Below are 25,907 nucleotides of genomic sequence, written 5' to 3'. Positions count from 1 at the left end.
GCGACTGCGACTGCGACTGCGACTGCGACTGCGACTGCGACTGCGACTGCGACTGCGACTGCGACTGCGACTGCGACTGCGACTGCGACTGCGACTGCGACTGCGACTGCGACTGCGACTGCGACTGAAAACTAAAATTATATCCTATTATCCACAGCAAAAGATGTTTTCCCGATATTTGCAAGTAACAAAGCCGCTGCACAACTTGTCCAAACAGAATAATCTAAAGGAGCTTTTACAGAAACCGAAACTGACATTGCAAACGCAAAAAAGAACATTAAAAAGGCAGTCCCCAAAGCAGCAAGTCTGGTTTTGAATCCGAATAACAATAATAGACTTAGTAAGACTTCAAAGAAAGTAGCAATTCCGCCTAAAATTTCTGCTGTGGCTTTATTTGCAAAAGAATTTAATGTTTGAGTATACAGGACAAAGTTTTCCCAATTTCCCCAAGCAACCGCGTTAGATCCCGGTGCTCCCCAAACTCCAAATCGATCAGCGACGGCTGAAAGCATTGTGATTCCTAAAACTATTCTTAAAATTAAACCTGCTTCTAATATTGTTATGTTTTTCATTCTATAAATTAATTTTTTATTTGGAGGTGCACTAGATTCTTTTTGACCAAAGTTTTGCTTCCAACTACTTTAAAACCAAGTTTTAAGTATAGTTTTTTAGCACTCGGATTGTCTTCTTCAACCAACAGTCCTAGAACTTCTTTATTTTTATGAACGTATTTATCAATCAAAAATTGCAATAATTGCGAACCAATTCCTTTTCCTTGATATTTTGGATTTACTCCTAACGAATCAATATAGTATTCTCCTTCTCGTGTTTCAAACTCTGGATCAAATTCGGGATTATAATGTTTTCGAACATATTCAATTATCGGATTCCGTAATTCTTCAATGTCTCCACCTTTATAAATATTTACTGCGCCAATAATTTCATTATTTTCCTCAGCGACAAAGCAATTTTGATAAGAATATTGATTGTTTTCTCTTTCAATGAAGTGTTGCAGAAAGTCTTTCGCGGAAGCGTAATCTTCCTTCGCAATAAATTTGTAAATGATATCTTCCATTGCTAATAACAATATAGGAGCAATTTTTTCTGCGTCTTTTTTTTCTGCTTTTCTGATATTCATTTTGAAGTGTTTTTAGCAAATTTAAGGCTTTACTTTCAATTTTGTTTTTGTGCGTAAGTCGCTCTGCATAGTTTTTTAACGCAAAGAGCGCAAGGTTTTTTAACTAAGCGTAAAGTTTGCTTTGAAATAAGAACGCAAAGTTCCCTATTGGGGTCTAAAAAAAGGTTTTTTTAATCTTTGTCGTCAAAGTTGGTATTTTGAGATAAGTCTAAGTGTTTAAAATTTTCTCCCGCAGATTTAGCAGATTCGAATAGATTTTTTAAATCAATCTGCTTAATCTGCGGGAGATAAAAAAATCATATGAAATAACTTTGACATAGTTGCTCGCGCGATATGTGTTTAAATTCAATCTGCCGAATATCTACCAATATACACTCAATATATACCAATCAAGAGATTTCAACTAAGCTTATATTTGTAGTATATTTTAATTAAAACATTAAAAAGAAATGAAAGCAATAGGATTTAAAACATCACTACCCATAGAAAACCCAGAAAGTTTTATCGAATTTGAAGCCGTAAAACCAATTCCTGGACCACACGATTTATTAGTTAAAATTGATGCGATTTCAGTAAATCCGGTCGATTTTAAGATTCGCCAGAATAGCGCAAAAGATACTGTTTTAGAAACTCCAAAAATTATTGGTTGGGATGCTGTCGGAATTGTGCAGGCAGTTGGCCAAGACGTTACTTTGTTTGAAGTTGGTGATCCTGTTTATTACGCCGGAGATATCACTAAACAAGGAAGTAATGCTGAATATCAGATTATTGATGAAAGAATTGTAGGCCGAAAACCAAAATCATTAAGTCTGGAAGAAGCGGCTGTAATTCCTTTAACTGCCTTGACTGCATGGGAGATTTTGTTTGACAGAATCAGAATTAGTGCTGAAAAAGACAAAGGAAAGTCCATTTTAATTATCGGCGGAGCAGGAGGAGTGGGGTCAATTGCAATTCAGTTGGCAAAGAAAATTGCGGGTTTAACCGTTATTGCAACAGCGTCGCGTCCTGAAACTGTTGATTGGTGCAAACAACAAGGAGCTGATTTTGTAGTAGATCATAAAGATTTGATTTCTTCGGTTAGAGAAGCTGGTTTTGAGTATGTTGACTTTATTTTAGATTTTGTAGATACCAATGCTTATTGGGATACTATGGTTGAATTGATCAAACCTCAAGGACATATCGCTTCAATTACAGGAAGTAGTGATCCTGTTGCATTAACGAAACTCAAAACTAAAAGTGTCTCTTTTTCTTGGGAATTGATGTACACACGTTCGATGTATCAAACGGAAGATATGGTGGAGCAGCACAATATTCTAAATATAGTAGCTGATCTATTGGACGATGGAATTTTGAAAACCACTCTAAATACCACCTTAAACGGATTGACAGCCGAAAATCTGAAAAAGGCGCATGAACTTTTGGAATCTGGAAAGACAATTGGAAAAATTGCGATAAAAATTTAACGCTCGAAGGCGTTTATGATAGCCTAAAAATGGTTATTTGGAATTGTTTTAAATAATAATGTTTTAGAAAGACAATTTTTTGTATTTTAGTCGGCTTACAAGCCAAATTTGTATTTTAAATTTTAACCTAAACAAAAATTATTTATGATTTCAAAAAACACAGACCTTGGATTATTGTTATTACGTATCAGTGTAGGCGGATTAATGCTTTTTCACGGTGTTTCTAAGCTAATTCATGGAATTTCATTCCTTGTAGAGAACATGGGAGCATTTGGATATGCAGTTTACATTGGTGAAGTTCTTGCACCAGTCTTAATTCTAATTGGTTTTAGAACCAGAATTGCTGCAGTTCTTTTAGCTATAACTTGTGTTGTGGCAATTGCTACGGCTCACGCTCAGGATATTTTCTCAATCAGTGAACACGGTGGTTATGCGCTAGAATTATTAATGCTTTATCTTTTAGGTTCACTTGCCTTGTTCTTTACTGGAGCAGGTAAATATGCGGTTTCTAAAAACAACAAATGGGACTAATTTAAAGGTCACTTTTTAAATAATTAAAAGCTCTAAATTTTGATTTAGGGCTTTTTTTGTTTGAGGTTTCAGGTTTCAAGTTTTAGGTTTCAAGTTTCAGGTTTCATGTTTCAAGTTTCAGGTTTCAGGTTTGAAGTCCATTACCTTCAGTTATTCTAAAACAAAGCTTAGAATCTCTGAGAACTTTAAATAAAATGTCGCTCTAATAAACTTAGCGTTTCTTTGCGAATTCTCTGCGGACTCTGCGTTACAAAAAACTATAATCGGATAAAATCATATTTTCAAGGAGTAAATCCTGCGTTCTACCGAATCAACTTGAAAAACGGAAACGACACCAATACTTTTGATCAAAATTAAACCTTTAAAATCAAAATTATGTCATTATTTACTCCTCTTGTTTGGCTTTTGTTTATTGCTCCGCTCCTTATTATTGCACATTTTAAATCTGAAAAATCTAATCTGAAGTATTTAGTGTTTTTCATTTTATATTTCCTTACCGATATGTATTTGGAGGCTACAGGAAAACAACTAATAAACCTGGATTTTCTGGATTTAAAATTTAATTGGGTTGGGAAATTCCTAAGTTTAATTTTAAGCTTAATAATTATATTTTCAGTTTCGAAACAAGAAAGAATCAAAATCGGATTTACAACTCAAACCAATTCCAAAGCCAATTTGAAATTCGGATTATTAGTTTTCTTCGGATTTACTTTTTTCGATATTATCTTCAAACTTATTTTATTTCCAAAAGGCGGAACATTCGATTTACAAACTATTCTATTTCAAGCTACAATGCCTGGATTAACAGAAGAAATCTTTTTTAGAGGAATTTCTTTATGGCTTTTAGACAAAGCTTTTTCTCCAAAATGGGAATATCGCGGCGTAAAATTCGGCTGGGGATTTGTAATTGTAACTCTATTATTTGGAGCACTTCACGGAATCATTTTAGATCAAGATTTTCATTTGAAATTTGACATCATAACAATCGTTTATCTTACCTTAATTTCTTCTTTTAGCGTTGGTATTTTAAGAACTTTTTCTGGAAATCTTATTTATTCTATTCTCGGGCACAATACCATTAATTTGATTAATGCCGTGATCAGAATTTTATAAAACCTGCCAAATTAAAGTTATATTTGAAACTGCTTTACATTTTTATTATATGCCAAATACCACATCGACCTCGGGATATTTTTTAGATAAAATTGCTTCACTAAATTTTGATCATTTTTTTACGAAAAGAAATCGAATTTTACTCCACGTTTTCATGTGGTTAACCTTTTGTGTACTACTTTTTTGGACCTACGTAATTGGCTATAAATTAATCTATATCGATGCCGTTTTACTTACCATAAGAATGGCATTGGTGAACATGATTGTGTTTTATATGTTGTTTTATCTTTTACTTCCAAAGATATTTTCAGGAAATAAAATCATCATTCCTTTACTGTTCGTTCTTCCAATTTCGATTTTTGTTTGGATGGCTGCAACCTATTTTATCTCATTGTTTTACTATGCTTTAGGTCTCGAAATTACTTTTGGAGAACTAAAAAATGTAATTAAAATGAGCGCGCAACAAACGTTTTTGGAGGCAGTTTCACCAAAAAGAATGCTCTCGCAAACTATCATTATTATTTCGCTGCTTTCGCCTTTTTGTTTTGCTAAAATTCTGGTAGAAATCACGAAATTGTATAACAAGAAATTCAAAATTGAAAGAGAAAAAGCTGCTCTGGAAATTCAGAACATCCAAATTGAAAAAGACTTTTTGAAAGCACAACTGAACCCGCATTTTTTGTTTAATACTTTAAATAATCTTTACGGATTAACCGTTCGAAAAGATAATCTGGCTCCAGAAATCATCCTGAACCTTTCAGATATTATGAGCTATACTTTATATGAGTCTAATACTGAAATTGTTCGTTTGGAAAAAGAACTGGATTTCATCCAAAATTATATCGCTTTAGAAAAAATGCGTTATGCCGATGACGCCGATATTGAGATTACTATTGAAGGACAAACCGCTGGACTTTTTGTTGCTCCATTGTTGACTTTTACTTTCATCGAAAATGCTTTTAAATATGGACTAAAAAGCAAAAATGCTTTTATAAAACTAAACATTAAGATTGAAAACAATACTTTTTGGTTTAGTTTAGAAAACGATTCGGAAGAAGACATAAAAGATGCTGATTTTGGCGGAATAGGAGTAGAGAACGCCCGTAAACGCCTAGAATTACTGTATCCGAATCAATATGAATTAGAAATCAGAACACTTGAAAATTCGTTTAAAGTCGATTTAAAAATAGTTTTAAGAAAATAATGGAAAAGTTGAAATGCATTGTCGTTGATGATGAACCGATTGCAAGAGATATTATCGAATCTTTTATTGCTGAAATTCCGTTTTTGGAGTTAAAGGCTTCGTTTGGAGAAGCTTCTAAAGCCTTGCTGTTTCTCCAGGAAAATGAAGTTGATATTGTTTTCAGCGATATCGAAATGCCAAAATTTAATGGGTTAGAATTGGCGCAATCGCTTACCAATGCTCCAGTTATTATTTTCATCACTGCACATCGCAATTTTGCATTGGAAGGATTTGATACTGGCGCAGCAGATTATCTCCTGAAACCCGTTCGTTTTGATCGTTTCCTAAAGGCTGTAAATCGGGCCAAAGAGCATCTGTTGCTTAAGAAAACAACAGCAGTTCATCAAATCAATTCCGATCGTATTTTTATCAAATCAGAAGGAAAATTGATTAAGATTTTATTGAATGAAATTCTTTATGTAGAAGCACAAGGCGATTATCTAAAATTTGTAATCAATGGTTCATCTTACACTACTTTAGGAACTTTAAAATCGATGGAAGAAGTACTGAAACTTCCAATGTTCTTTCGCGTTCAGCGTTCTTTTATTTTAAATCTAGAAGCCGTTAGAAGCTTAAACGGAAATGTGGTTGAATTGATTGACGGCAAAACCATTTCTGCAGCTCTAAATAAAAAAGAAGAACTATATCAGTTACTTGGAATTCGATAATGAGTAAATGTGCCAATTAGATAATTAGATAATTAGATAATTAGATAATTAGATAATGCAAGGAATTGACTAATTATCTAATTGACACATTCTCTAATTAATTATCGGTTTGCATTGATATAATCTGTCGGCGACATATTGAAATGCTTTTGAAAATTTCTACCAAAACTGGTTTGTGATTTGTAACCTACTATTTCTGCGATTTCGTACATTTTATAGTTTTCATTTAATAATAATTCAGCTGCTCTTTTTAGACGAACAATGTTGATTAACTCGTTTGGACTCAGATTCGTAATATCTTTAATTTTTCTGTATAAAGTAGAACGGCTCATATTCATGATTTCGGCAAGCGATTCTACACTTAAATCCTGATCTGCAATATTTTTAAGGATTTCATCGTCCAGCTTTTTCAGGAATTTTTCATCAGTTTTATTGTGTGCAATACTTTTAATGTGAGAAAGCGGAGAACTTGCATAATAATTCATGATTTGTCTTCGGTTTTCGATCAAATTATTAGCTTGAACTTTCAGATAATCCATAGAAAAAGGCTTGGCAACATAAGCATCGGCACCCACTTCAAGTCCGTCGATTTGCGATTTTAAAGAGTTTTTAGCCGTTAATAAAATTACCGGAATATGACTGGTTTCTAGATTGGTTTTGATCTTTTTACACATTGTAATTCCGTCCATAATAGGCATAGTAACATCAGAAATTACCAATTGAACATTTTCGTTATGAATGATTTTCAGTGCTTCTTCGCCATTTTCTGCTTTTAAAACCGTGTACGATACAGCCAATTCAGTAGTAATAAAACTCAAAAGATCTTCATTGTCTTCAACGACTAAAATCTGTGGTTTTTCATTTTTTATTTCAACTGGTTCTTTTGGCGTTTCAATTTCTGTCTGTTCTTTTTCTGAATCAGTATAAAGCATGAATTCTTGTTCCTGATGTAACGGGACAACCAATTCGAAAATGTTATAATTCGAATCACCAACCAATTCCAAGCTTCCATTATGCAATTGAGCAAGTGAATGCGCCAGCGAAAGCCCAATTCCGGTTCCAGAAGCTATACTATTATCATCAACTCTAAAAAAGGGTTCGAATATTTTGTTTTTCAGATGAATTGGAATCACTTTTCCATCGTTTTTAACGACTAACCTCAGTTTCTTTTCATCTCTAAATAAAGAAATAGAAACCTTTTTGTTCGAATATTTGATGGCATTGTTAATCAAATTGCTCAGAATTTTTTTGAACGCTTCTTTATCTACAAAGGCATGAATGTCTTTTTCTCCTAATTGCAAATCAAATTCTAGCTGACGTTCTTCTATTAAATGACTGAATCTTAAATGGAAATTTCGAACCATCGAAGAAATATTCGCTTCGACGAAAGTCAACTTCAGTCCGCCGATTTCCGATTTTCTAAAATCAAGTAATTCATTCACCAATTTCAATAGGCGAGAAGTATTTTTCTTCATAATTGAAAGATGCTGCGGTACTTCTTCCAATTCATGGTTCAAGCCTAAAAGCTTTTCCAGAGGACCTTTAATCAAAGTCAAAGGAGTTCTGATTTCGTGCGCTACATTCGTGAAAAAATCAATTTTTGCCTGATAGATTTCTTTTTCTTTTTCATCATTTAAATGCTTGATTTTGCGGTTGTTTTTAATCTGTGTAAGGTTTTGAGAATAACGAATAACATAATAAAAACCAACACAAACCAATGCGAAATACAGCAAATAAGCATAAATACTTGCATAAAAAGGAGGCAGAATTCTAATTTTGAGTTTCACTTCCTTGCTCCAGACACCAAAACTATTTAGTGATTTCACTTTAAAAATATAATCGCCAGGCGCCAGTTCGGTAAAGAAAACTTTGTTGTTTCTGCCCAAATAAACCCAGTCGTTGTTTACATTTTCCAATTGATACCAATATTCTGTCAATTCGGGCGCAGTGTAATTTAAAGATGCAAATTCAAGATTAAAAGACGATTGGCTGCTGTTTAATTCCAATTTATCAAGAAAAGATATCGGTTGATCGATAGGAGAGTCGGGACTGTTTACTTCAATATCTTTATTATTAATCTGAAGATTAGTAATGTAAATAAAAGGTGTGTATTTGTTTTTACTGAAATGTTTCGGATTAAAACTGATCATTCCATTCAAATTTCCAAAATACATATCACCATTTACATCTTCAAAAGCCGAATTGTAATTGAACTGATCGCTCAACAAACCATTTGCAGTGGTAAAAATCTTAATTGTTTTATGATCGGGTCCAAATTTAACCAAACCTTTAGAAGTGGTCAGCCAAAGATTTTTTGAATCATCTTCTAAAATAGAATAGAAAACATTACTCGGCATTCCGTTTTTTGTCGTAATTTTTTTAAATGTGTGTGTTTTGCGATCTACGATATTCAGCCCATTTTCTGTAGCAATCCATAAATTTTTGGCGCTGTCCTCAAAAATGGCATTAATAGTATTGTTGCTAATACTTTTTGGATTTTTGTAATCATAAATAAAAACCTCTTTTTTCTTCGTTTTCGGATTGTAAAACAACAATCCATCGCGATAACTTCCAGCCCAGAGATTTCCATCGCTATCTTCTTTAAAAATAGTATAATGATAAGTTTCTGGAAAGAATTTTAAAATTTCGAAGTTGTCAGCTTGTTCGTTATAGCGGTATAAACCTCTTGTCGTAACCACAATCATATCTTTATTTTTCATTTCAGAAAAAGAAAATATAAAGTTACTCTGCAGGCCGCTCTTTTCATTTGCACTGTAATGTTTAAGCATTGCGCCAGAATTACGATCTAAAACGTCAATACCATGTTCAAAAGTTCCGACCCAGATTTTATCTTTTCTAGGCAATAACGCATGAATATTATAATAGGAAACATTATAAGAAGTAAATTTTTTCGTTTTTGGATTAAAGCGATTTATGCCTGCATCTTCAGTTCCGATCCATAAATCGCCCTGATCGTCTTTATGAATTTCTCTTACTGCGCTTCCGCTAATGGAATTCTGACCTTTCTGCGGAAAGTATTTTTTGAACTGTGTATATTGTCTTTGATGGTAATTGATTCCGCCAAAGTAAGTTCCAATCCAGATACCGTCCTCTTTATCAATCGTAATCGAATAGGCGGCATTATCTGAAATTGCGTAGGGATCGTTGTAATTCTTGGTAAGATTTACAGCAGATTTGGTTTTCAAATTATAGACATAAACCCCAGACTCACTGGCAATCCAAAGTTCTTCGTTTCCTCGTTTCTTAAACTGACGCACAAAAACAGGTTCTTTTACATCAAATTTTAATTCGCTAGTGGCTTTAGTTTTTCTATTATAAATCAAAATCCCGTGATCTTGGGTTCCGATTGCGATATTTTCTTGATCGATAACAAAGATTACTGTAATTCTAAAATTGGCTTTGTTTGCAGGCGGATTTAGCGGATAATTTTCAAAAGAAAGGTTTTCTTCAGAGTAATGGTAGATTTTATTATAAGAAGAAGCCCAAATTTCACCTTTTGGATCTCTAGCAATAGACGTTGTTGGAAAGTATTTATTGGTATTAAAAGTGGTCGTTTCCTTCTTTTTTGATGCATACTTATACAATATGTTGCCGGAGATAAACCAAATGTTGCCTTTTTGATCATGATTGATGTCATTTATACGATCATTGATGGCTTCATTCAAAACCGTAAACTGGTCCTGTTTTTTATCATAATGGTACAAACCTTTATCTGTTCCGATCCAGATTGTTCCATCATATTCGTGCATAGACTGAATATAATTGCTTCCCAAACTGTGAATAGGGTCACCGTTACTTCTATATGTTTTAAATCGATAACCATCAAAACGGTTCAAACCATCCTTGGTACCAAACCACATAAAGCCGTCATTATCTTGTATTGAGGTCAGTACAGTGTTGTTAGAAAGTCCTTCTTCAACCTGAAAATGTTTAAAATAATAATCTTGTGCGTTCGAAAAATTTATCGAAAAAATACTTAGAGATAAAAAAAGAAAGAATTTACGCATAGTTGTCTTTTTTATGATAAAATTAAGATTTGATCAAATCGTGTCAATATTCTACAAAATGTTGCAAGACTTGCATTTATTGACTGTTTTTATGCAATTTGAATCATTTGAAAGAGATATTGACACAAAAGAAGCATTTTATTTTGAATAAAAAGCGTCTACTTTGGAATTTCAAATAAATGATATTGATAAAATTTTAAGTGTAAAAATATGCTATCAATAAAATAAACTTTGAAAAACCAAACCATTAATAATTTTGAAACAAAATGAACAATTTATTATTAGAAGAGAATATTAATTCTTTTTTTGTTCGCATTCCGGACGATTAAAAAATGAATATTTCGTTAAACCAACCACAAAAGAAATAAAACTATCTAAAATGCAAAATTCAATGAAAACAAAGCTCACTCACTTTTTAACGAAGAGATATTACCTCTTAGTTTTCTTTAGTTTATTACTCCAGCCGGCTTTTGCCCAACAAATAACCATAACGGGAAAAGTTACAGCCGCAACAGGAGAATCGGTTCCTTTTGCAAATGTTTTAATTAAAGGCACAAACAATGGCACCGCTACAGATTTTGACGGGAGTTATAAAATTTCCGCATCTGGAAACCAAACTTTGGTATTTAGCTCTCAAGGCTACAAAACGGTAGAAATAGCCATTAACAATCAAACTTCTATCAATGTTACTTTGCAGGAGGACGCAATGAAACTAGACGAGATAGTTGTTGTAGGTTATGGAACCCAACAGAAAAAAGACTTAACGGGAGCGGTTTCTTTAGTAAAAGCTGAAGAAATCCAAAAACGTCAGGTTACAACAGTTGCAGACGGATTACAAGGTTTAGTTACGGGAGTTAAAGTTCGTGGTGGTGGACGTCCTGGACAAGAAGCGAATGTTGAGATTCGTGGACTTAAGAATCTTCAAAATACAAATCCGTTGTATGTAATTGATGGATTGGTAACTTCTGCAAACAGAGATTTTAACCCGAATGATATCGAATCGATTCAGGTTTTAAAAGACGCTTCTGCTGCAGCAATCTACGGATCTAGAGCAGCAAATGGTGTTATTATCATTACGACTAAAAAAGGTAAAAAAGGACCGCTTCAGGTAGAAGTTTCTGCAAAAAGCAGTTTTACAGTAATGCCTCGTTATGATTTAATGGGAACTGAAGAGTTTGCCAAATTAAACAATATCGCTTATGATAATGCCGGATTTACAAGACAAAATCTAAACATGGCTGTTGATACAGATTGGCAGGATGCGGTATTTAGAACAGGTATGATGCAGGATTATAATGCGAGTTTTTCAGGAGGAAGTGAAAACTCTACATTCTTTATGTCTGGAAATTATTTTGGAAATGAAGGAACTGTTATCGGTACTGATTTTGACAGAATTTCATTCCGTGTAAACTCAAGCGGAACAAAAGGAATTTTCAGTATTGGAGAAAACTTAGCCATCAGTAATTCTAAAACAGATGAAATGGCTGGAAATCCAATTATTGATGTTTACAGAATGACACCTACAATTCCATTATACGATCCTACTAATCCAGGAGGATACGGTTATGGTAAACAAGGTGTTGCGGACACTTTTGGTACAAACCCTTTAGCAATTTCTGATTTCGCAAATACTACAAACGAGAATTTTAGAATTAGAGGAAACATTTGGTCAGAATTAAAATTCACATCTTGGTTGAAATACCGTTTTAATTTTGGATACGAAACAAGTTTTGATTCTTATAAATTCTTAAGAAAAGTAGGTAACTGGTCATTAAATCAACCAATCGATCCTTCTTTTACAGATCAGAACAAAGGAAGATCTCAGACAACATTGTTTGAAAATACTTTGACTTTCAAAAAAGAATTCGGAAAACATGATATTACAGTTTTAGTTGGTCAGACTTTCCAAAAAGACAAATACGATCAAATTTACGGACAAAAGAGAAATCTTCCGATAAACTCAGGTACTGGACAGTATTATGATGTTTTAAACCAAGGTAACTCACCTGTAGTAGGAGGTTTTATTAATGAAGCTGCTCTTGCATCGTATTTAGGAAGAATTGAATACAACTATGACAATCGTTATTTATTGAATGCTGTTTTAAGACGTGACGGATCTTCAAGATTCAGCGATGAAAACAAATGGGGTAATTTCCCTTCTGTTTCTGCGGGATGGAGAGTAAGCAACGAACCTTTCTTTAAATCAGAATTCATTAAAGACTTAAAATTAAGAGCTAGTTACGGAGAATTGGGTTCTGGAAACATCGGAAACTACGAATACAAAAGCTTCGTAAATAATTTTGGACAAATCGTATTAGGAAAAGACCAAACGTTATATCCTTCTGCAACGCAGGTAAAATTGTCAAATGCACAATTGCGTTGGGAAAAATTAAAACAAACCAACGTAGGTTTAGATCTTGGCGTTCTAAATAATGATTTACGCCTTACAGCAGATTATTTTATTGCTCGTACAGAAGATGTATTGTTCGGTTTCCCGATTTTATTAACTACTGGAAATGATGGTGGAAACCCAATTTCTAACGCTGCAACTGTTGAAAATAAAGGTTTTGAGTTGGAGTTGGCTTACAGCAAAAAAATCAATGACTTCTCATTTAATGCTTCTGTAAACTTTACAAAAATCAATAATAAATTGGTTTCATTAGGAAATGGTCAAAACGAAAATATTTCTGGAAATACTATTACAAGAGCTGGATTGCCAGTAGGTATGTGGTATGTATTACAAACTGACGGATTATTTCAAAACCAACAAGAAATTGACAACTACAAAACCGCTGATGGTAAAGTAATTATGCCAAATGCAGTTCCGGGAGACATTCGTTTTAAAGATACTAATGGAGACGGACAAATTTCAAGTACAGATAAATCGATTGTTGGAAGTCCATGGCCAGAATTTGAAATGGGTTTAAATGCAGGAGCAGAGTATAAAGGTTTTGATTTTTCTATGAACTGGATTGGTTCGCACGGTGCAACTGTGTATAACGGATTTAGAAGTGTGGTAGATCGTTTTGATGATAATAGTAACTACAGAAGAGGTATTCAACCTTGGACACCAGAAAATCCAAATACAGATTTCCCTAGAGTTACAAAAGGTTCAACTTTGAACTCAAGAGGAGATAGCGATCGTTTCTTAGAAAATGGAGATTTTATCAGATTGAAATACATTGGATTTGGCTACAATTTGCCACAAAATGTATTGAAAAATTCAGGTATTTCAAGAGCTAGATTAACATTATCAGCACAAAACATTATTACAATTACTAAATATAAAGGTTTAGATCCTGAGTTTACAAACGGTAATATTTTTGAAAGAGGTGTTGACAATGGAGCTTTCCCGAATCTTAAAACGTATTCTTTCGGTGTTGAGTTTGGCTTTTAATTTTAAAAAAATAGCGTAATGAAAAAAATAATAATAATAACCGCAGCTTTTCTAGGTCTTGTTTTTACAGCTTGTGAAAATGAATTAGACCTGAACAGTCCAAATGATATTACAACAGACCAATATTGGAAAACTGAAACTGACGCTCAAGCTGGTGTAAACTCTATTTATGCCATGTTTTACAAAGATGGTCTTTGGGCAAGATGGATTTATTTCCGTTTAGATTTAACTTCTGACGAAGGATATAGCGTAAGTCCGTGGACAGAATTAGCAGACTGGACAAGATTTAATTACATCAATTATAATTTCTGGGAAGGAAATTCAGTAACGTGGAGAGATACCTATAAAGCTATTTTTAGATGTAATCAGGTTTTAGCAAATGTTCCGAATATCACTTTCAAAAATGAAGATGACAAAAAGAAAATTATTGCTCAAGCTAAATTTTTCAGAGCAATGCATTACTACTATGCAGCAGTAATTTGGGAGGATATTCCGTTGGTTTTAGATCCATCTACACCAGCAGATTTACCACAACAGAAAAAGGTAACAGAAATCTGGGCTCAAATTGAGAAAGATTTGAATGAAGCATACGAAGATTTGCCAGGAACGTGGTCTCAAGATCAATTGGGAAGACCTGATAAAGGTGCGGCAAAAGCTTTTCTTGCTAAAACTTACATGCAACAACATAAATGGGCTGAAGCAAAAACTGCTTTAGAATATTTAATTACTGGACCAGGAGCAAAGTATAGTTTAGTTTCTAATTACAGAGACAACTTTACAGATACAAATGAGAATAATGCTGAATCTGTTTTTGAAATTCAATTTGGAGATCAAAGAAAAGGAGGAACAGGAGAAGATCAAAATGCGGCTGTTTCTAGTAACCGTTGTCAGTTTTTCGCACCAAGAGGAATTGGATGGTCTGACGGACAAGCACGTTTTTGGTTAGTAAATGCTTTTAAACAGGAAAAAAATAAAGATGGTAATCTTGATATTCGTTTGAGATGGACTTTGTATTATCCGCAATTATTAGCTGATTTTGGAGACAAAACATACAACAGAAACTGGGAATGGAACAATGATGAAGCATGGTTTAGAAAAGGAAGCCGTGATTATTACAGAGATAACGAAGATTATTACAGCCAGGTTAACTACAGATTAGTTCGTTACGGAGATATCTTGTTGCGTTATGCTGAAGTATTAAACGAATTAGGAAGTACTTCTGCCGCTTACCAATATGTTGATATGGTGAGAGCTCGTGTAAATATGAACACATTGGCTGTTGCACATCCTGAAATTGGAAACAATCATGATCTATTCTTAGAGCGTTTGAAAATGGAGAGAGTTTTAGAATTATGCGGCGAGAGTGTTCGTTGGGAAGATCTAAAACGTTGGGGAGATTTAGATTCTCAGGCTTCTGTAGATAAAATCGCAGCTCGTGACCCTGATTTTAAAAACTTCACAGTAGGTAAAAATCATAGAATGCCAATTCCACAAGTTGACGTAGATAATAATCCAAATCTAGAGCAAAACTCTGGATATTAATACTGAATTTTTGAGGGAATCAGAGGTATCACTCTGATTCCCTTACCATAAAGAACGATTGTTCAAAAAAAACAAAAACTAAAATGAAGAAAGTAAAATTGTGTCTGACATTTATGTTAGCAGGACTTGTATTGCTTAGTTGTAACAACAAAAAAAGCAATCCTGAAGAAAGTAAAGCTGAAACAGCTTCAGTAGAAAAAAGAGAAATCTGGACTAAAGATCAGGCCAATAAATGGTATGCTGAACAACCTTGGTTGGTTGGAGCAAATTATTCTCCTAGCACAGCTATTAATCAGTTAGAGATGTGGCAGGAAGATACTTTTGATCCAAAAAGAATTGATCAGGAATTGGGTTGGGCAGAAAATCTTGGTATGAATGTAATGCGTGTTTATTTGCATGATTTATTGCATGAACAAGATCCAGAAGGACTTTACAAACGCATGAATACTTTCTTAGAAATTGCAGATAAACACCACATTAAAACGCTTTTTGTTTTGTTTGATTCGTGTTGGGATCCGTTTCCTGCTTTAGGAAAACAACGTGCTCCAAAACCGCATACACACAACTCAGGATGGGTACAAAGTCCAGGGCAAAAAGTGCTTCAGGATAAAAATCAATATCCTCGTTTAGAGAAATATGTTAAAGAAACAGTAGCAAAATTTAAAGATGACAATCGTATTTTAGGTTGGGATGTTTGGAACGAACCAGACAACATGACGGGACCATCTTATGAAAAAGTAGAAATTAAAAACAAAGTAGATTTAATTCTGCCTCTTCTTAAAGATGTTTTTGCTTGGGCAAGAGAAAGCAATCCATCACAACCATTGACTTCAGGAGTTTGGGTTGGAGACTGGAGCGATGAAGCTAAAATGAAACCAATGCACAAAATGCAAATTGAGCAATCTGATATCGTTTCTTTCCACAATTACGACAAACCACAAGATTTTGAAAGAGTGGTAAAACAATTACAACGTTACGGAAAACCATTAATCTGTACAGAATATATGGCAAGACCAAACGGAAGTACTTTCGAAGGATTTTTACCTCTGGCAAGAAAATACAATGTTGGTATGATCAACTGGGGATTTGTAGATGGAAAAACGCAAACAAAATACGCTTGGGACAGTTGGACTAAAACCTATACGGCAGAACCAAAATTATGGTTTCACGATGTATTGCACACAGACGGAACACCATACATAAAAGCAGAAACTGATTTCATCAAAAAGATGACTTCTGAGGCAAACAAGAAGAATTAGATAATGTGTCAATTTGATAATTAGATAATTTTTAAACAGTGTTAATTGATTCATTTTCTAATTGGCACATTGTCTAATTTTCTAATTATCTAATTATCTAATTATCAAATTGACTAATTGGCACATTTAAAAAAAGAGCTTATGAAAACAGTAAAGAACTTATTTTTTCTAGCAGTAATTTTAGCTGGATTTTCTGCGAATGCTCAACAACCGGACCCACCAGGACAAGTTAAAGGAAATGAAAAACCAAAAAACGAAGCCTATCTTTTTGCCCACATGACGCACAACGATTACGGAAGATTATATTATTCTGTAAGTCTGGATGGACTTCATTGGGAAAATCTAAACAACGGAAAAAGAGTTTTTGAAGAATACAAAGGACATCCAGACATCTGTAAAGGTCCTGATGGAAAATATTATATCGCAGGAAATACTGGAGACGATGCGAAGAGCATTAATATTTGGGTTTCTGACGATTTAATTACATGGAAAAAACATGCTGATTATACACCAGATTTAAAAAGTACACCAGATTACTCCAACGCTTTACAGCGAATTGGCGCTCCAAAATTGTATTACGATGAGCCTTCTCAGAAATTTATTATGACTTGGCACACGCCACATCTAGAAGGAACAAAAGAAGACGGAGAACGCTATTGGGCAAGTCAGAGAACATTATATGTTTTGTCTAAAGATTTGAAAACTTTTGAAGGAACACCAAAACGTTTATTCGATTGGGATATGGGAACTATTGATGTTTTTATTCGTAAAGTAGGCGATTCTTATTATGCAGTTATTAAAGACGAAACCTATCCAACTTTGTATTGGACAACAGGAAAAACCATCCGAATAGCCAAATCAAAATCCCTTTTAGGACCTTATTCTTTGCCCCAGCAATCTATCAGTCCAAACTTCAGAGAAGCGCCAATGTTGATTCCTTCTCCTGATGATAAAATATGGTACATGTATTACGAACAATATCCAGGTGTTTCATACGGATTATCGATCGCAGATAACCTAAACGGACCTTGGTTTCAGGCTTCTGGTTATACTTTCTTCTCGGATTGGGACAAATACAGTCTTCCAGAAAAAGTACGCCACGGCTGTATGATTACAATCTCTAAAAATGAATACAATAGTTTGGTCAAGAAATTTGGTCTTACAAAAAAATAGTGGTGAATTATGAGGTGAATTCGGGTTATAATAATTCTTAAAAAAGAGGAATTTTTAAGATGTCAATAATTTACGGTTCACCATTAACCATTCATCATTTAAAAATTGGTTAGTTAAGTTAGTTTAGTTTAAGTAATTACCAGACTTATGTGGATATGAGTCTGGTAATTCAATTTTGATTTAGAAACATCATGGTAGTTATTCAAAGATAAATACCTAATAAATATAGAGTATGAAAAGAAAAAGTATCCTTTTTTTAGCCTTGTTTTCAGTATTGGCAGTCAACGCACAATGGAAACCACAAGGAGATAAAATCAAAACCAAATGGGCAGAACAAGTAGATTCTAAAAAGCCACTTCCAGAATATCCGCGTCCGATTATGGAACGTAGTCAATGGAAGAATCTAAATGGTTTGTGGAATTATAGCATTCAGGAATTCGGAAAAGCAGCGCCATCAAAATACGATGGACAAATTTTGGTTCCATTTGCTGCAGAGTCTAGTTTGTCTGGGGTAATGAAAGAAGTGGGGTCTAAAAATGAACTTTGGTACGAAACCAATTTTTCAATAGAATCAGGCTGGAACGGTAAAAATATTTTATTGCATTTTGGTGCTGTAGATTGGAAAACCGAAGTTTTTATCAATGATGTAAAAGTGGGTTCTCACACAGGAGGATATACGCCATTTTCATTCGATATTACACCGTTTATAAAAAAAGGAAGCAATCAAAAATTGGTTGTAAAGGTTTGGGATCCTTCAAATGATGGGCCTCAACCAAGAGGAAAACAAGTTAAAAATCCGGAAGGAATCTGGTATACTCCCGTTACAGGAATCTGGCAAACCGTTTGGATTGAACCAGTTAATGCTAAAAATATTACAGAACTAAGAACTACTCCAAACATCGATCAAAATACAATTAGTATAAAAGCTGATGTAAAAGGAGCAGAAACGGGCGATTTAGTAGAAATTTCAGTTTTAGATAACGGAAAAGAAATTGCTAAAGAGAAAGCGGTTGTTGGCGAAAGCAATGATATTGTTTTGAATGCACCGAAATTATGGTCGCCTGAAAGTCCGTTTTTATATCAAACTAAAGTTCGATTAATCAGCAAAAACAAGGTGGTTGATGAAGTAAAGAGTTATTTCGCTATGCGTAAAATTTCATCAAAGAGAGATGAAAACGGAGTGATGAGAATGCAGTTGAATAACAAAGATTATTTCCAATTCGGACCTTTAGATCAAGGCTGGTGGCCAGAAGGATTGTATACAGCGCCGACTGACGAAGCTTTAAAATACGATATCATTAAAACAAAAGAATTAGGTTTTAATATGATTCGTAAACACGTAAAAGTAGAACCAGAACGTTGGTATACTCATTGCGATCAATTAGGGATTTTAGTTTGGCAGGACATGCCAAGTGGTGACGAGCAACCAATCTGGCAAGATAAAAAATACTTTGAAGGAACTGAATTGCAACGTACACCAAAATCACAGGAAATCTACAAAAAAGAGTGGAAAGAAATTATGGATCATTTGTATTCTTATCCAAGTATTGTGGTTTGGGTGCCTTTTAATGAAGCTTGGGGACAATTCAAAACAGTTGAAATTACAGAATGGACTAAAAATTATGATTCAACTCGTTTGATCAATTCTTCAAGTGGAGGAAATCACTTCCAAACTGGCGATATTTTAGATTTACACAAATATCCAGCACCAGAATTGTATTTGTACGATGCTAGAAGAGTAACAGTTTTAGGAGAATACGGCGGAATCGGTCTTCCTCTTGAAGGGCATTTATGGAGAGCAAATGACAACTGGGGTTATGTGAAATTTAAAAACCAAGCAGAAGTTACCGCTGAATATGTAAAATATGCAGAAATCCTTAAAAACTTGGTTAAAACAGGTTTCTCAGCTGCAGTTTACACACAAACAACAGATGTTGAAGGCGAAGTAAACGGTTTCATGACCTACGACAGAAAAGTAGACAAAATGGATTTCAAAGCGGTGAATAAGATCAATACGGATGTTATAAATGCTTTGAATCAGAAATAATCTTTTTTAAACACATAGAAACATAGCTTTTTTAGTTCATCAAAATACAAGCAGCTTTGTGAACTTCGGCTTCTTTTGAAGTGGCAAAGCTGAGAAAAAACCTTTGCGAACTTTGCGAAAAACCTTTGCGTCTTTGCGTTTAAAAAAAACACGCCCAACAATAAAAAAAGTAAAATGAAAAAATACCTATTTCTTTTTCTGTTCACTACAATTGGTTTTGCACAACAGAAAACCTTCACAAATCCAATCTTGCCATCGGGCGCAGATCCGTATAGTACGTATTACAAAGGATACTATTATTACACGAATACTCTTGGCAATAAATTGACTTTATGGAAAACAAAAGATTTGTCAGATATAAAAAACGCTGAAAGTAAAGTGATTTGGACACCACCAAAAGGGACGGATTATTCGTCTGAAATCTGGGCGCCAGAATTTCATATCATAAACGGAAAATGGTATTGTTATTTTGCGGCAGATAATGGTGATAATAACAACCATAGAATGTATGTTTTAGAAAACAAATCTTCTGATCCGTTTAAAGGTACTTTTGAATTTAAAGGAAAAATCGCTGCTAAAACAGACAAATGGGCAATTGATGGAAATGTTTTTGAGCACAAAAAACAATTGTACATGATTTGGGCTGGCTGGGAAGGCGATACCAACGGACAGCAAAATATTTACATCGCTAAAATGAAAAGTCCACTAGAAATTGAAGGCGATCGTGTTATGATTTCTGCACCAACAAACGATTGGGAAACGCACGGAGCTTTGCATGATGATGTAAATCCTGCACAGGTAAATGTGAATGAAGGACCTCAGTTTTTAGAAAGAAACGGTAAAATCTTCATTGTTTTTTCTGCAAGCGGATGTTGGACCGATTTTTATTCTTTAGGGCTTTTAACGTTCAATGGCGGAGATAATTTACTAGATGCAAATGCTTGGGAAAAATCTCCAGAACCAATCTTCAAACAATCGGATAAAAACAAAGTTTATGCTCCGGGACATAATTCCTTCTTTAAATCTCCTGACGGAAAAGAAGACTGGATTTTATACCACGCCAATTCCAATCCAGGAGAAGGTTGTGGAAATAAAAGATCGCCAAGAATGCAGAAAATTAATTGGGATGCGAACGGATTTCCTGTTTTGGGAGAGCCGGTTAGTGAAGAAACTAAATTGGCAATTCCATCGAAATAAATAAGAACATTTAAAATTCATAAAATGAAAAATATTCAGATTGCTGCAGTTGTTTTGTTTTCACTTTTGCAATTTAATTGTAAGGATGCCAAGAAAGAAGAAGCAGTTTCAAAAGAAAATACAGAAGTCAAAACAGATTCGGTAAAGACAGTTTTAGAAACTAAAAATTTCGATACGATAATCGATGGCAAAAAAGTCAATTTGTATTGGATCGAAAACAAAGGAATAAAAGCTGCTTTTACCAATTATGGAGGTCGTTTGGTAGGTCTTTGGGTTGCAGATAAAAACGGAAAACAAACCGATGTCGTGGTTGGAATGAACAGCGCAAAAGGTTTTAAAAATTCAACTGAACCTTATTTCGGTGCTACAATCGGAAGAGTTGGAAACAGAATCGGTAAAGGAAAATTTACTTTAGAAGGAAAACAGTATCAAGTTCCTTTAAACAATGGCAAAAATGCTTTGCATGGTGGCGTAAAAGGTTTTCAGGATGTGGTTTGGGATGCTCAAAAAACAGACGAAAAGACTTTGGTTTTAACGTATATTTCGCCAGATGGAGAGCAAGGTTTTCCTGGGAAACTATCGGTAAAAGTTACTTATACACTTACAGATGATAATGCTGTAAAAATGGAATACGAAGCAACAACAGACAAAACAACTGTTGTAAACTTAACCAATCATGCGTTTTTTAACTTGAATGGAGAAGGAAGTGGTAGTATTTTGAACCACGAATTACAAATATATGCGAACGAATTTACGCCAGTTGATGAAGGCCTGATTCCGAGCGGCGAACTAAAAGCAGTAAAAAACACACCATTTGATTTTACTTCAAAACATACTATTGGTGAAAGAATTGAAACCAAAGACGAACAATTGAAATTTGGTAAAGGTTATGACCATAATTATGTTCTAGCTGGTACTAAAAAAGATGGTTTTCTGCATGCAGCTACAATAAAAGGAGATGCTTCAGGAATTACTTTAGATGTTTATACAGAAGAGCCTGGATTACAGTTTTATAGTGGTAATTTCATGCAAAGTAAAAATACCTTCAAATCGGGTGCTAAAGATGATTTTAGAACGGCATTTGCTTTAGAGACACAGCACTTTCCAGATGCTCCAAATCAGCCAAAATTTGCTCCGATAACCTTGAAGGCAGGAGAGAAGTATCACACCGTTTCTTTGTATAAATTTTCGGTAAATAAATAAGAGAATTTTTAAAGAAATACCTTTTGAGTTTTACTACAGAATAGGGAAATTATGAATCAGTTTTTAGAAGTGTAAAATGCCGAATTTATACCTTTTTTCGATGTTTTTATTCTATAAATTTTATCTATACTAGTTTGTTAAGTTTTTGATTTTTAGTAATTAAAACGTTTTTAATTGAATTAATAGATTAACATGAAAACAAAGAGCTATTTGAAAATTTTTTTGCTTGTTTTGATTCTTATTTCTAATGATATAAAGGCTCAAAATTCAAAAGAAACGACTTTTCAAAATCCGGTTTACAAAAGTGATTTTGCAGATCCAACTGTCATTAAAGCTGGCGATGGATTTTTTTATGCATATGGAACCAATACAAATGTTTCTGGCAAGACCATTCACATTCAAACATTAAAATCTAAGGATCTTGTCGAATGGGTTTTTGTTGGAGATGCGCTTCCGATAAAACCAAAATGGGCCGATAAGGATTTTTGGGCGCCGCATGTTTTATACGATGCAAAACTCAAAATGTATTATTTATATTATTCTGGTGAATCGGATACAAAAGAGGGAAAATGTCTTGGAGTTGCCGTGTCTAAATCTCCAGAAGGACCATTCGTTGATAAAGGAGAACCTTTGCTTTGCGGAGACAGTTTTATCAATATCGATCCGATGGCGTTTGATGATCCGCAGACTGGAAAGAAATTGTTGTATTGGGGTTCAGGTTTCGAAGCTTTAAAGGTTCGGGAACTTTCAGAAGATCGCTTGAGTTTTAAAACAGGAACATCTGCCAAAAATCTAATAAATCCGATTCGCAATAATGATCCAGCCAATTATCAGAATTTAGTTGAAGGAAGCTGGATTTCCTATCACGATGGATTTTATTATCTGTATTATTCTGGTGATAATTGCTGCGGAGACAAAGCGCATTATGCTGTAATGATTGCAAGATCTAAAAACGCTGAAGGTCCTTTTGAAACTTTAGCAGAAGCTGAAAAAAAAGAAAACAGTGTGATCTTAAGTAAAAATAAAAAATGGATTGCACCAGGGCATAATTCTATCGTAAACGACGATAAAGGTCAGGAATGGATCGTTTATCATGCTATTGATGCAGATAGTCCAAAATCAGGAAGAATTGTCTTAATTGATAAAATAACGTATAAAAACGGATGGCCAATCATAAATTCCGGTTCGCCTTCCATAGTAAAAATTTTAAAACCCATTGTAAAATGAAAAAAATAGTAAGTATAGCGACCTTGTTTTGCGTCTTCGCGGCGTGTTCGCAAGAAAAAAGTACAGAAAAACCAAAAGAAGAATCGACATCTAAACCGATTTTATTAGCCGATCCGACCGTTTTTTACAATAATGGATTGTATTATTTGTACGGAACAACTAGCGGAGATGTTCCAATTGGAGAAGGTTTTCAGGTTTATACTTCTTCAGATTTAAAAGAATGGAAAGGTCCTGTGGGTGCTCAGAATGGTCTTGCTCTGAAAAAAGGAGATACTTTCGGAGACAAAGGTTTTTGGGCGCCTCAGGTTATTTCCTATAAAAACAAATTTTACATGATTTACACAGCTAATGAAAATATAGCTGTTGCGACAAGTGATAGTCCGTTAGGGCCATTTAAAAGTGAATCTAAAGAGCCTATTATTAAAACTGGAAATCAGATTGATCCGTTTGTTTTTATTGACGAGGATGGAAAGAAATACCTTTATCATGTTCGTTTAACAAATGGAAACCGCATTTTCGTGGCAGAAATCAATGATGATCTTCAAAGTATCAAAGCAGAAACTTTAACAGAATGTATTTCGGGGACTTTGCCTTGGGAAAATACTCAAAATGTAAGTTGGCCGGTTACAGAAGGTCCGACCGTTTTAAAACACAACGGTTTGTATTATATGATTTATTCTGCAAACGATTTTAGAAATCCAGATTATGCTGTAGGTTATGCGACAGCAAAAAGTCCGCTTGGCCCTTGGGAAAAAGCAACTGATAGTCCGATAATCAGTCGTAAAGATGTTGGAATTAATGGAGTTGGACACGGTGATGTCTTTTATGATAAAGCTGGGAAAATGAAATATATTTTGCATACGCATTTCAATAATGGTGCAGTTTCCCCAAGAAAAGCTGGACTTATAGATATTGATTTTGAAGGAGCTAAAATCAAAGCAAATGCTAAAAGTTTTATTTTGTTAGAGGAGTAAAAAAGAGTTACAAAGTTACAAAGTTACAAAGGGACAAAGGGACAAAGGGACAAAGAAAGGTAGAAGAAAGAAGAAAAGCTTAAAGCTTCGTCTCTTTCTAACTTTGTCTCTTTGTCCCTTTGTAACTCTGTCTCTTTTTCGTAAAACATTGTATATGTGAAATGGGATTCGTAAATTGTTGCAAATTAAATACCATGAATCAGAAAATAGAAGATTTAATTCCGCACAGAGCTCCATTTTTATTTGTTGATGAAATTATCTCTTATACAGCCGAAACAATTATTGGACTAAAAACTTTTACCCAAGAAGATGCTTGGCTTCAGGGAAGTTTTCCCGATTTTAATTTTGTACCCGGAACAATTTTGATAGAAGCAATGGCGCAATGTGGTGGCGCAGGGGTAAAATTATTAGGACTAGCAGAGGGTGTTTTTGGTTTAGTGAGTTTGGATAATATCGAATTTTTTGCAGGTGTTGAATTTGAAAAACTGGTGAAATTTTTAGTGAAAAACATCCGCATAAGCGAAAAAATCATCAAGCAATCTGGAGAAGCTTTTTCAGATGATAAATTGATTGTAAAAGGTGAGTGGCTTTGCGTGAAGCTGCAGTAAGTTTAAAATGCTTCGCCAATTCTAAAATAAACTCCCCAATCTCCTTTACCAACAGCTCCGTCCAAACCAACATTAAATTTTGATTTCTTAAAAGGATTGTAGCGATAACCTACACCGCCGCCTGGATATAATTTCCAATCGAAACTTGGAGTGTCGGAACCGTAAATGGTTGCAATTCCAAAAAAGCCTACTAATCCCATTTTTTTTGCAAAGTTGTAGCGGTATTCTCCTTGAATATCGATTAATCCGGAACCTCGATATTTTCCTTCAGAATAACCACGTATATCTGTTCCTCCGATAGTACTTTGCTGTTCAAATGCTACGTCTCCTAAACCGAATTTGCTGTAAAAACGAGCAGCAATAACGTCTTTTTCTCCTCTGTTTGGAAAATATTTATTGGCTTGAAAAGAAATTCGATTTGAGGCTAATTCATTATCCAGAAATTTAGGATAAGTGGACCAATCCATTTTTATTTTATAACCTTTTGTGGGATAATATACGGCATCTCTGGTGTCGTATAATAAATTCACGACTAATGCATTGCTATGTGAAACGGATGAAGGCGAAATATCATCTTCATAAACTGTGTTGTAATGTTGCAAAAGTATAAGAAAGTCCGCCATAGAACTGTCCAATGATTTTACGTTGTCCGCCTACACTTAAGATAGTTGTTTTGGTTCCATAATCATAAAAATCAGGTTGATCTGCATCATCAACATAAAACTGAGAATTTTGATTTCCGGTCAAAAAGAAAAATTTTAAGCGCCATTTGTCTTCATTTAGATACCATCTATTGAAAAATGCCAAAACATAAGATTTGTTTGTGGTATAAATGGCAGACATTCCTGAAAGTGATTTAGGGGAAATCGTATCCGCCTGATTGACTTTGTACATCATCATTGGAATAACGCCCAACATAAAATCTAAATTTCGATTATAGCTTAAATACGGCATTATCCTCAATTCTATTTTCTTTTCTTTTTTAGGAATAGAATCTGCGGTTTTTTGTCCAAAAGAAAAAGTGATAAAACCTGCGAGAAAAAATAGGAGTAGAAAATGCCTCATAGTATAAATTTGTTTTAGTGAAACTTATATC

General features: G+C 34.3%; 20 protein-coding genes. 15 read left to right on the top strand and 5 right to left on the bottom strand.

What is annotated here, in order from left to right:
• Positions 1-137 precede the first annotated feature (137 nt).
• Both K6T82_RS12360 and K6T82_RS12355 read right to left on the bottom strand, forming a co-directional pair.
• A complete protein-coding gene (locus K6T82_RS12360; protein ID WP_223706180.1) occupies positions 138-572 on the bottom strand; it encodes a DoxX family membrane protein in 435 nt (144 codons plus the stop codon).
• 8 nt (positions 573-580) lie between these two features.
• Positions 581-1,138, bottom strand: a complete 558-nt coding sequence (locus K6T82_RS12355) for a GNAT family N-acetyltransferase (protein WP_223706179.1) — start codon at positions 1,136-1,138, stop codon at positions 581-583.
• A gap of 449 nt (positions 1,139-1,587) precedes the next feature.
• Here K6T82_RS12355 and K6T82_RS12350 point away from each other — a divergent pair, with 449 nt between their 5' ends.
• From K6T82_RS12350 to K6T82_RS12330, 5 genes are all read left to right on the top strand, one after another.
• Complete coding sequence (locus K6T82_RS12350) at positions 1,588-2,601, top strand: zinc-binding alcohol dehydrogenase family protein (RefSeq protein WP_223706178.1); 1,014 nt, start codon at positions 1,588-1,590, stop codon at positions 2,599-2,601.
• A gap of 144 nt (positions 2,602-2,745) precedes the next feature.
• Positions 2,746-3,132 (top strand): DoxX family protein, encoded by a 387-nt coding sequence (locus K6T82_RS12345; RefSeq protein WP_223706177.1) that lies wholly within the window; start codon positions 2,746-2,748, stop codon positions 3,130-3,132.
• A 375-nt stretch (positions 3,133-3,507) separates the two neighbouring features.
• Positions 3,508-4,245 carry a CPBP family intramembrane glutamic endopeptidase gene (locus K6T82_RS12340; RefSeq protein WP_223706176.1) on the top strand — a complete coding sequence of 246 codons (738 nt, stop codon included), beginning with the start codon at positions 3,508-3,510 and terminating at the stop codon, positions 4,243-4,245.
• A 154-nt stretch (positions 4,246-4,399) separates the two neighbouring features.
• Complete coding sequence (locus tag K6T82_RS12335) at positions 4,400-5,449, top strand: sensor histidine kinase (RefSeq protein WP_223706175.1); 1,050 nt, start codon at positions 4,400-4,402, stop codon at positions 5,447-5,449.
• Complete coding sequence (locus K6T82_RS12330) at positions 5,449-6,156, top strand: LytR/AlgR family response regulator transcription factor (RefSeq protein ID WP_223706174.1); 708 nt, start codon at positions 5,449-5,451, stop codon at positions 6,154-6,156. Before K6T82_RS12335 ends, K6T82_RS12330 begins: the two co-directional genes overlap by 1 nt.
• 101 nt (positions 6,157-6,257) lie before the next feature.
• On the opposite strand, the gene K6T82_RS12325 is transcribed toward K6T82_RS12330, so the two are convergent.
• Positions 6,258-10,184, bottom strand: a complete 3,927-nt coding sequence (locus tag K6T82_RS12325) for a hybrid sensor histidine kinase/response regulator transcription factor (RefSeq protein ID WP_223706173.1) — start codon at positions 10,182-10,184, stop codon at positions 6,258-6,260.
• 391 nt (positions 10,185-10,575) lie between these two features.
• Between K6T82_RS12325 and K6T82_RS12320 the strand changes: the two genes are divergently transcribed.
• The 10 genes from K6T82_RS12320 (at position 10,576) to K6T82_RS12275 (ending at position 24,811) form a co-directional block, all read left to right on the top strand.
• Positions 10,576-13,581 carry a SusC/RagA family TonB-linked outer membrane protein gene (locus K6T82_RS12320; protein ID WP_223706172.1) on the top strand — a complete coding sequence of 1,002 codons (3,006 nt, stop codon included), beginning with the start codon at positions 10,576-10,578 and terminating at the stop codon, positions 13,579-13,581.
• Positions 13,582-13,599: 18 nt separating this feature from the next.
• The gene (locus K6T82_RS12315; protein ID WP_223706171.1) at positions 13,600-15,123 is read left to right on the top strand and encodes a RagB/SusD family nutrient uptake outer membrane protein; all 1,524 of its coding nucleotides are present in this window, start codon (positions 13,600-13,602) and stop codon (positions 15,121-15,123) included.
• 83 nt (positions 15,124-15,206) lie between these two features.
• Positions 15,207-16,382 (top strand): glycoside hydrolase 5 family protein, encoded by a 1,176-nt coding sequence (locus K6T82_RS12310; RefSeq protein ID WP_223706170.1) that lies wholly within the window; start codon positions 15,207-15,209, stop codon positions 16,380-16,382.
• A gap of 141 nt (positions 16,383-16,523) precedes the next feature.
• Positions 16,524-17,555, top strand: coding sequence for a glycoside hydrolase family 43 protein (locus K6T82_RS12305; protein WP_223706169.1), 1,032 nt, complete (start codon positions 16,524-16,526; stop codon positions 17,553-17,555).
• Between the two features lie 232 nt (positions 17,556-17,787).
• Positions 17,788-19,602, top strand: coding sequence for a glycoside hydrolase family 2 protein (locus K6T82_RS12300; protein WP_223706168.1), 1,815 nt, complete (start codon positions 17,788-17,790; stop codon positions 19,600-19,602).
• A 174-nt stretch (positions 19,603-19,776) separates the two neighbouring features.
• Positions 19,777-20,799 carry a glycoside hydrolase family 43 protein gene (locus tag K6T82_RS12295; RefSeq protein ID WP_223706167.1) on the top strand — a complete coding sequence of 341 codons (1,023 nt, stop codon included), beginning with the start codon at positions 19,777-19,779 and terminating at the stop codon, positions 20,797-20,799.
• Positions 20,800-20,823: 24 nt separating this feature from the next.
• Positions 20,824-22,002: an aldose epimerase family protein gene (locus K6T82_RS12290; protein WP_223706166.1), complete on the top strand. Its 1,179-nt coding sequence runs from the start codon at positions 20,824-20,826 to the stop codon at positions 22,000-22,002.
• 192 nt (positions 22,003-22,194) lie between these two features.
• Positions 22,195-23,229 (top strand): glycoside hydrolase family 43 protein, encoded by a 1,035-nt coding sequence (locus tag K6T82_RS12285; protein ID WP_223706165.1) that lies wholly within the window; start codon positions 22,195-22,197, stop codon positions 23,227-23,229.
• Complete coding sequence (locus K6T82_RS12280; protein WP_223706164.1) at positions 23,226-24,203, top strand: glycoside hydrolase family 43 protein; 978 nt, start codon at positions 23,226-23,228, stop codon at positions 24,201-24,203. The genes K6T82_RS12285 and K6T82_RS12280 overlap by 4 nt, the downstream gene beginning before the upstream one ends.
• Positions 24,204-24,397: 194 nt before the next feature.
• Positions 24,398-24,811: a 3-hydroxyacyl-ACP dehydratase FabZ family protein gene (locus K6T82_RS12275; RefSeq protein ID WP_223706163.1), complete on the top strand. Its 414-nt coding sequence runs from the start codon at positions 24,398-24,400 to the stop codon at positions 24,809-24,811.
• Positions 24,812-24,813: 2 nt separating this feature from the next.
• Here the strand turns inward: K6T82_RS12275 and K6T82_RS12270 are convergent, their stop codons facing one another.
• Together K6T82_RS12270 and K6T82_RS12265 are read right to left on the bottom strand one after the other, a co-directional pair.
• Entirely contained in the window at positions 24,814-25,434 is a 621-nt protein-coding gene (locus K6T82_RS12270; RefSeq protein ID WP_223706162.1) for a BamA/TamA family outer membrane protein, read from the bottom strand.
• Positions 25,388-25,876 carry a hypothetical protein gene (locus K6T82_RS12265; protein WP_223706161.1) on the bottom strand — a complete coding sequence of 163 codons (489 nt, stop codon included), beginning with the start codon at positions 25,874-25,876 and terminating at the stop codon, positions 25,388-25,390. The genes K6T82_RS12270 and K6T82_RS12265 overlap by 47 nt, the downstream gene beginning before the upstream one ends.
• Positions 25,877-25,907 lie beyond the last annotated feature (31 nt).

The sequence above is a fragment of the Flavobacterium potami genome, assembly GCF_020026915.1.
Lineage (GTDB): Bacteria > Bacteroidota > Bacteroidia > Flavobacteriales > Flavobacteriaceae > Flavobacterium > Flavobacterium potami.
This window is presented reverse-complemented; position numbering and strand designations above follow the sequence as displayed.

Bases quoted from the DNA above. Each gene is read 5' to 3' on its own strand.
- K6T82_RS12360 (WP_223706180.1), bottom strand. From the start codon at position 572: ATGAAAAACATAACAATATTAGAAGCAGGTTTAATTTTAAGAATAGTT.
- K6T82_RS12355 (WP_223706179.1), bottom strand. From the start codon at position 1,138: ATGAATATCAGAAAAGCAGAAAAAAAAGACGCAGAAAAAATTGCTCCT.
- K6T82_RS12350 (WP_223706178.1), top strand. From the start codon at position 1,588: ATGAAAGCAATAGGATTTAAAACATCACTACCCATAGAAAACCCAGAA.
- K6T82_RS12345 (WP_223706177.1), top strand. From the start codon at position 2,746: ATGATTTCAAAAAACACAGACCTTGGATTATTGTTATTACGTATCAGT.
- K6T82_RS12340 (WP_223706176.1), top strand. From the start codon at position 3,508: ATGTCATTATTTACTCCTCTTGTTTGGCTTTTGTTTATTGCTCCGCTC.
- K6T82_RS12335 (WP_223706175.1), top strand. From the start codon at position 4,400: ATGTGGTTAACCTTTTGTGTACTACTTTTTTGGACCTACGTAATTGGC.
- K6T82_RS12330 (WP_223706174.1), top strand. From the start codon at position 5,449: ATGGAAAAGTTGAAATGCATTGTCGTTGATGATGAACCGATTGCAAGA.
- K6T82_RS12325 (WP_223706173.1), bottom strand. From the start codon at position 10,184: ATGCGTAAATTCTTTCTTTTTTTATCTCTAAGTATTTTTTCGATAAAT.
- K6T82_RS12320 (WP_223706172.1), top strand. From the start codon at position 10,576: ATGAAAACAAAGCTCACTCACTTTTTAACGAAGAGATATTACCTCTTA.
- K6T82_RS12315 (WP_223706171.1), top strand. From the start codon at position 13,600: ATGAAAAAAATAATAATAATAACCGCAGCTTTTCTAGGTCTTGTTTTT.
- K6T82_RS12310 (WP_223706170.1), top strand. From the start codon at position 15,207: ATGAAGAAAGTAAAATTGTGTCTGACATTTATGTTAGCAGGACTTGTA.
- K6T82_RS12305 (WP_223706169.1), top strand. From the start codon at position 16,524: ATGAAAACAGTAAAGAACTTATTTTTTCTAGCAGTAATTTTAGCTGGA.
- K6T82_RS12300 (WP_223706168.1), top strand. From the start codon at position 17,788: ATGAAAAGAAAAAGTATCCTTTTTTTAGCCTTGTTTTCAGTATTGGCA.
- K6T82_RS12295 (WP_223706167.1), top strand. From the start codon at position 19,777: ATGAAAAAATACCTATTTCTTTTTCTGTTCACTACAATTGGTTTTGCA.
- K6T82_RS12290 (WP_223706166.1), top strand. From the start codon at position 20,824: ATGAAAAATATTCAGATTGCTGCAGTTGTTTTGTTTTCACTTTTGCAA.
- K6T82_RS12285 (WP_223706165.1), top strand. From the start codon at position 22,195: ATGAAAACAAAGAGCTATTTGAAAATTTTTTTGCTTGTTTTGATTCTT.
- K6T82_RS12280 (WP_223706164.1), top strand. From the start codon at position 23,226: ATGAAAAAAATAGTAAGTATAGCGACCTTGTTTTGCGTCTTCGCGGCG.
- K6T82_RS12275 (WP_223706163.1), top strand. From the start codon at position 24,398: ATGAATCAGAAAATAGAAGATTTAATTCCGCACAGAGCTCCATTTTTA.
- K6T82_RS12270 (WP_223706162.1), bottom strand. From the start codon at position 25,434: ATGGCGGACTTTCTTATACTTTTGCAACATTACAACACAGTTTATGAA.
- K6T82_RS12265 (WP_223706161.1), bottom strand. From the start codon at position 25,876: ATGAGGCATTTTCTACTCCTATTTTTTCTCGCAGGTTTTATCACTTTT.